This window comes from Acidobacteriota bacterium (assembly GCA_016703965.1).
Taxonomy (GTDB): Bacteria; Acidobacteriota; Blastocatellia; order Pyrinomonadales; family Pyrinomonadaceae; genus OLB17.
Genome location: JADJBB010000012.1, coordinates 24354 through 31501, shown reverse-complemented (window position 1 = coordinate 31501; position 7148 = coordinate 24354). Strand labels below are relative to the sequence as shown.

4 protein-coding genes and 1 pseudogene are annotated in these 7148 nt (G+C 48.9%); 4 read left to right on the top strand and 1 reads right to left on the bottom strand.

Annotation, left to right across the window (positions count from 1 at the left end; translation table 11 throughout):
* The first annotated feature begins 912 nt into the window (after positions 1-912).
* The 4 genes from IPG22_06780 (at position 913) to IPG22_06765 (ending at position 4957) form a co-directional block, all read left to right on the top strand.
* The gene (locus IPG22_06780) at positions 913-1251 is read left to right on the top strand and encodes a hypothetical protein (protein ID MBK6587997.1); all 339 of its coding nucleotides are present in this window, start codon (positions 913-915) and stop codon (positions 1249-1251) included.
* A gap of 583 nt (positions 1252-1834) precedes the next feature.
* Complete coding sequence (locus tag IPG22_06775; protein ID MBK6587996.1) at positions 1835-2206, top strand: hypothetical protein; 372 nt, start codon at positions 1835-1837, stop codon at positions 2204-2206.
* A 520-nt stretch (positions 2207-2726) separates the two neighbouring features.
* Positions 2727-4040: a hypothetical protein gene (locus IPG22_06770; protein ID MBK6587995.1), complete on the top strand. Its 1314-nt coding sequence runs from the start codon at positions 2727-2729 to the stop codon at positions 4038-4040.
* A 98-nt stretch (positions 4041-4138) separates the two neighbouring features.
* A complete protein-coding gene (locus tag IPG22_06765) occupies positions 4139-4957 on the top strand; it encodes a CHAT domain-containing protein (GenBank protein ID MBK6587994.1) in 819 nt (272 codons plus the stop codon).
* 103 nt (positions 4958-5060) lie between these two features.
* Here IPG22_06765 and IPG22_06760 read toward each other — a convergent pair.
* Positions 5061-7119 (bottom strand): annotated as a pseudogene (locus IPG22_06760) (UvrD-helicase domain-containing protein).
* Positions 7120-7148: the final 29 nt, after the last annotated feature.

Below are 7148 nucleotides of genomic sequence, written 5' to 3'. Positions count from 1 at the left end.
GCTAGATAATTTTTAAATTTACATTTGCGTGTGTAAGTTTATAACAGTCAATACTTAAGCAGAACAGGAGTTCAATGGCCGGTTAGAAAGAAGGTAACTTTCTAACCTCTCACAGCGTCTCTACGAATACTGCCCGTTTCCGATAAGAAGGCCTTGGAAAGCCATCGTGTATATCTATGAAGCTTGTCGTAGACGAGTTTGGTAAAGCGAAAATAGAATTGTGGATAACCCGATCCTTTCCAAGTTGCATACCTCACTAGGCGACCCACCGAGTGGGTCTGACGGGTGCGTTGATCGGGAGGGCTTTTTGCAGAATCTTTAAAGCTGATTCGCAAAGTAATCGCTGGTCGTAGATCCGTTGTAATGATGACGATTCCGGATATTTCGCAAGAGGCCGCGTTAAGGCTTTGGAGGTGGCCTCGAAGTTTGAGGATAAAAGCTCGCAAATGGCAGAAGCCGATTGGAAGTCCTTCTCCGCGCGTACTGCTCAACAACGAAGTAAATCGAAACCTCTCAAATCGAAACAAACGGATCGAGACATCTCCTCGATGAAACCGAAGGGCCCGGTGGGAGCAAGATGCTTCGTCCGCAGAGACTTTTCTTTGGTCGAAACGGTCTGGCAAGGTATTTGCAGGCTGAGTCTTTATCAACGCCAAGCTTCTTTTCAGTTCGGTAGATCTCCGTACTTTATCTGTTTCCAATTTGGAATCGAAGGGAATGAACTGTTAGCAAGCTCGAACTGACAAGGGAGTCTTGGGAAAGGATTTTCAACACGAATGCCACTAACCGATATTGAAATCGCTGGAGATAGCAAACCCGAATTCGGCCAATGGCCAAAGATCGCCAACCGCAGGCGCGGTTAAGAAGGCGAGATTTGACGCTCGCAAGAGACTTAAGGAGTTGATGAAATAAATGAATCAAGATCACTTATCAGCTGCTGAGGTCGCCATGTTTCGGGCGGACAGTTTTTCTTCCCGATCGATCGAGATCGGCCGACATCTTCTCGCATGCAAAGAATGTCGAGCAAAACTGCCATCGGTAACTCCGCAGGAGTTCCGGGACTGTGTTCTCGGTGCCGACGGCTCACGACTGAATGAATCTGAATACAAGTACCGATTTTTCGATTTTCCGATATTGTCCTTTGCGAGGGTAACGGCATTTGCGGGATTCGCAATTCTGCTTCTGGCGGGAATCTATTTTGTTGGTGTTCAAAAGTTCAGTACGTCGAATACTGTTGCAAAGCGAGAATAACGCAGGCACGAATGAGTTGAATCCAGTCCCGACACCGTTCCAATCAGACAACCCTTGAGAAGGAACAGTTACCGATAAAGAGTGTGGACGTGCCAAATAGAAATTCGAGACCAAAGCCCCCTTGACAAAAACCGACCAAAGGAAAGTGGCAGGCGGCACGGCAGGCGGGCGACGGTACGGAACCCTGAAACTCGCGGAACCGAAAACCCTTGCTCGGGCGGGGCCACGATCAATCTTGAATCCAAATCCGATGGAAAGAGGTTTTCTCAAATGGAATTCAGTAAAAGGCGTCGAGACCTACGACGTGTACATCTCAGACCTTGATGAGAACCTGGTCGCTCATTTCGAGTCTAAATCTCAAACATATTTCCGTTCTACGGTTAAAAGCTCAATCCGGCAAAGTCGTATCGCTGGAAGCTAATCATTACGCTAAAGAACGGCAATAAGATCGTTGGTCCGCCTCAAGTTCTTACTGCAGGAACGGCCACGGAAGATACCATAAAATCCGGGCTATGGAGGGACAACGAGGGTCGTTTGAATTGCGGTGTGTGGTATCAAAATGAACAGTATGAATTACAACCAAATGAAGTTTCAGTCGCTGGCGGTAACCCTCTTTGCTTGTTCCTCTCGGTACAAGAGGCAGCAGTCTGACGATCTTCCAGTGCCAGCTAGCTTTCGATTAGAGGGTGTTCCGAGCATCAAGAATGAAGATGTCAAGCATTTGTTCTTTGAACCGTCTGCGATAAAAAACAATTTGATATGGGATGTTGATCGAGCGGCGCGACGACTGTTTGTCACCGATGAAAAGAATGCCATCTATTCAGTAGAATCGCCACTGGCCAAGCCAAAGTTGGTCATTGACAGACAACGGCGCGAAGAGAGGATGCCGTTCGAGATATTAATTCGCTTCTCGATTGGATCTAAAAGCAACCGGACCTCGACGCGGATAACGTGATCATCCGTGGCGAAAGCTATGGGAGCTTCGTGGCTCTAGCGACAGGGCTTATGAGTTGACCGCGCTGCTCTCGCTCGCGGGCGGCAATGATCAATGTACCTTGCGGCAGTGTGCGATTTGTAAGCCGAATAATGAGGGCGGTGACAATGGCAACGGTGATTGTCGTCCTACACCAGACTAGGAGTAACTTTGATGAGAAGGAAACCGAACATTTGGACTAATGCGACAAGATCAATTCTGGTCATTTTCGCATTAGCCCTCATGTCGGAAATATCTTTGAGCCAACCCGGTTCACAGAAGATATCTAAGCTGTATTCAAAGGGATACTTTGAAGAAGTAGCCAAACTCGCCCCTGCACAAATCTCGCGAATCTCACAATCCGGACGAATAGAAGAGGCATCTCATATAGCATTTCTCACTTGTCGGACTTTCATCCAACTGGGGCGATATGATGAAGCTACCCGAATTATCGAGCCCTTCATTTCCGAATCCAAACTGCGGACTCGCTTTCCTAACTCTGTTGCATCTCTTTACCTATGTAAGGGCGCAGTTTCTCGCTCCAAGCGCGATTTTGGAGCGGCTCTTGAGAAACCTGCGATTAGCGAACTCAATATCGACAAATGACTCGGGATCGCTCGCCGCTTACCAGTTGGAAGTCGGCCGCACCCTATATTCGGCCGGTCATGACTTTGCAGCAATCATATGGTTGGAAAAAGCGGAGAAAGAGGCCTTGGCGAACGGCCACACTTCGATTTACTACGATGCACTACGATTTCTGAGCTTAGCTTGGACTGCGAAATTCTACTATGCCAATGCGCTTACTTATTCGGAAAAATTAGTTGCGAAATCTTCGATAGGAGAATTCGAACATCGCAACAGAATCGCGCATCTTGAATTTGCGAGCCTACTCGATGTGACCGGTCAGCCACGCCGAGCCAAGGACATCTATCACAAGGGCCTCGGCCTATCTACGCGAGCTGGAGCGAACTACCACGCTAGACAGTTCCTTTCCGGTCTCTTGCTGCGATCATTATATGAAAATGATCTCGATTCCGCGAAACATTACGTTGCAAGATTGGACTCAATCGATAGACAAAAGCAATTTAGTTTTGAGCGTCTCCTAGGGAGGGCGTTGGTCGAGAACTTCAATGGAAATCGATCACTTTCCGAGGAGTATTTTTCAACGCTAGCAAACAAGAAAGGCACTTCCGACTTCATTGTGCCCTATTGGAGAAGTACGATTGCCGAGCGAGATCAGAATTGGAAAGAACTTATCAAGAATGCGCATCAGCTACGTAAATTGACGGAGGATGAGAATTTTCAAGACGACCTTCCCCGGATCTATTACAAACTCGCATTGGGTTCATGGCGGCTAGGCGACGAGCGATCTGCGAGGGAACACGCGGCAAAATCACTCTCCTTATTTGAGCCTTTTCGAAACACTCCTATCGTTGATCTTTCGATTGCTATGATGGAGGTTCACCATTCCGTCTATCGGCTACTCAGCGAGATTGAGGTAGCTGGCAATCCCGCGAAAGCCTTTGAGTATTCTGAGCTACTTAAAGCAAACCTACTTAGAGACAGGATCGAAGGGTCAGTTCTGAAGCCACGCCCTGATCTATCCGACTCGATCCGAAACCAACTTTTTACGACTTCTCGCAATTACGTCGAAGGAAAGGAGGATGAAGCGGCGCTTACAAAGTTGGAAAACGGCATCGTGGCCGATAAAGAAACAGCGAGCCAGCAAACTCAGGATTTCTCGACGCAGGGTTTAAAACTTCCGGAGGCGTGGCAATCGTCTCCTACGAATTCACGGCATCAGGTGAACTCCTAGCATTTGTTCTTGAATCAGCAAAGCCGTTACGTGCCGTCAAACTTCCCGTCAATGACGTACAGGCCGCAAAACTCGCGTCAGAAACACAAACTAAAATAATGGATCGAATTTTCTTCAAAATCGATGGGAAGAAAATCTACGATCTATTGCTGAAACCATTGGATCTGAGATCAAATCACCTTGTAATCGTCCCTGACAAACTTTTGTGGAGAATACCTTTCCACGCCCTGAGCCCAGACGGTAATAGGTACTTGATCGAGACGAATACGGTTTCGTATTCACCGTCTGTTTATTTGTTAAAGCAACAACTCTTATCGGAGCCGCCCCGCAGACAGACTATTCAGATCTTTGCGAATGATACTTTTAACCGTCAGAAACTAGCTTATGTGAACAGCGAGGCGATAAGTATAGGAAAGCTATTCGGAATCCCTCCTCGGCTCAATGCCACTAAATCAGATTTCCTGAAATATGCTGCGGAAACTGACATCCTTCATTTTTCCATGCATGCTCAACTCGAGAGCGAAACTCCGTTGTCTTCATTTCTGGCCTTTCAGCAGAATGCCGCAGACTCAGGAAAATTGACCGTCAACGATCTCCTATCGGTACGGCTCAAGCCGAAAAGCTTAGCATTCCTCGCATCTTGCGACACGAGCAAAGTGCATAGCGGCGAAGGGCTGGTTAGTATCCCGTGGGCAATGCTGGGATCTGGGAGCTCATCGGTAGTTTCGTCGCAATGGGAAGCAAGCGATCGTGCAACCCAAAAATTCACCGGACTCTTCTACCAAGAACTTCTTAAAGGGTCATCAACGACCTCGGCACTTCAAACGGCCGCAATCCAGATGATCCACGACAAGTCTTCTGGTTTTCACGAGCCATATTTCTGGGGAGGTTTCACACTCCTTGGAGACTTTAGGTAACAACTGGTAAGTAGAAATCCGAATCGCCAGGTCCAACACGATGGAAGCTACCTGTGACTTTACCAAACGATTGCATGCACTTTATGGGGATTTTGGTAAACACTCAGATGAGATCAGAAAGGAACTCCGAAGGCACGTCACCGCTTGTAACGAGGAGGAAATCACGTGCTCTAGTGCAAGCAACATATAACAGCTGCCGTTCGGTGTCGTAAACTTCGCGAAGGTCGGATTCGTCGGCGACTGAGCTGATCCGTTCCTGTGAAGGGATGATCTCATCGTCGCAGGCCATAACGACGACTGCCTTGAATTCGAGGCCCTTCGCAAGATGCATGGTTCCCACAGACACACTGCCGGAAGTTTTCGCAAGTAGATGGTTTAGATCAGACGACGACACTCCTGATTGAGCAATAGCTTGCTGTGCTCGGTCTAACTCTTTTTCGGATCGGACAAAGATACCGACTTCATCCGGGCGATGCCCTTACTGAAAAGGTCTCTGAGCCATTCTGCGACGCGTTCGATCTCATCTTTGTGCGAGCCAAAATTTCGATGCCGGGCTGCGGGCCGTCGAAGACAGAAACCGTTCCCTGACGAACATCTATATTGCCGTCAACATCCGCGAACTCCTGCCCCAGAAGGCGGTCTGCCCGTGTTCTGATCTGGTGCGAAGTTCGGTAGTTGACCTTCAAGGTACGCGATCGGCCACGGACATCCACTCCGAGCGACCTCCATGAAAACGCTTGCTGAAAGATGCGTTGGCCTAGATCACCGGCGAAAAAGAGGCCGTTCTGCCTTTTGCCAGCAAGAGCGGCGAGAAACCTCAACTGCGCCGGATTTAGGTCTTGTGCCTCATCTATCACTGCAAGATCATATCTATGGTTATCAGCCGGCATCTCTTCGGCGAGCCGGCCAAACATCTCGGGAAGCGTTACGAAGCCGCGGTCGGCAAGTTCATTTCTGGCTTGTTCAAATATCCGCCAAAGTACTTCTCGCTTCGATTCAGCAAGCCGAGTCTTTCTACCCAGACGGGCAAAGTCGCGATACACTTCCCACTCTTTGACCTGCCAGGCGTCGATTACCTCGTTCCACTCTGAATAAAGAAAATTGGCAGTGAATGAATGTCCGTCCACGCTCGATGCCGCGTTGGTCAGCGCTTCGCGGATGTCCTGTTCCACAGGAATACTTTTCTTTCCGAACTGGAGTTCATATAGTCGCCGCCCTACGTAATCGAGAAATTGGACATCGATGCGTTCGGCAAGTTTCGCGTCACCACCTACCAGACGACCGATCTTGGCCCTCAACATCATGGCGAGCTCGCTTGAGAAGGTTGCCAGCAACACATGAGCCTGTGGATCTCGACGAGCCAGATTTACGGCGCGATGCAGTGCAACAACGGTTTTACCTGTGCCTGCCGAGCCTGAAACGCGGGCCGGGCCGTTGAAATCTCGCGTCACGAATTGCCGTTGAGCCGGATGCAGGAAAATCGCCCACTTCTCCCATGGTTCATCGAGAGCCTGTTTAAGCTCTTCGATATCGGTCATCACGCGGAAACGACGTTGTGCGTCGGGATGATCGAAAGGATTCGTACCAGTCGGTATTGGTTCTGGCACGTCAGGTTTTCCGCCTGTTGCGAGTGTAAGGAGAGCTTCGGCAGCCTCATCGGGAAGGTGATCGACTAACGCAAGAAGGCGGTCTTCGCTTGTCACGGCTTTAACGTCAGCAATCCATGATTCCGGCACTCCATACATTAGGAGTTCTTCATCAGTAATCTTCGGAAACAGAGGAAGTCTTGGCTGTTCGACTTCGACGTATTTTGGAACGACGATCTCTTTGACCGTCTCGCGAACCTCGACGATCTGAGCAGCTCCGGTCGTCGGATGAACCTCTAGCTTGCGGTTCTCTGCCCATTTGTAGGCTTTGTCGTGATGATCGACGTAGCAAACCAAAATACTCTGCTCAAGCTTATGAACGATCACTCGAATGTCCTGATTCGACCGTACAGACCAAAAGTGTACGTCTTTTGGTTTATCCAGCCGGTGAAACTGCAAACCCGGATTAGCCGGATTTGCTTGAAGGTCATACACAGTTGATTTCACCGCCGCTTGTTCGGTATTGGTCAGCTTTGTCAGGCTATCCGTGAATGTTGATGCGATACGAAAGTCCATTATGAAATCAGTCAATCTTACCTTTTGCT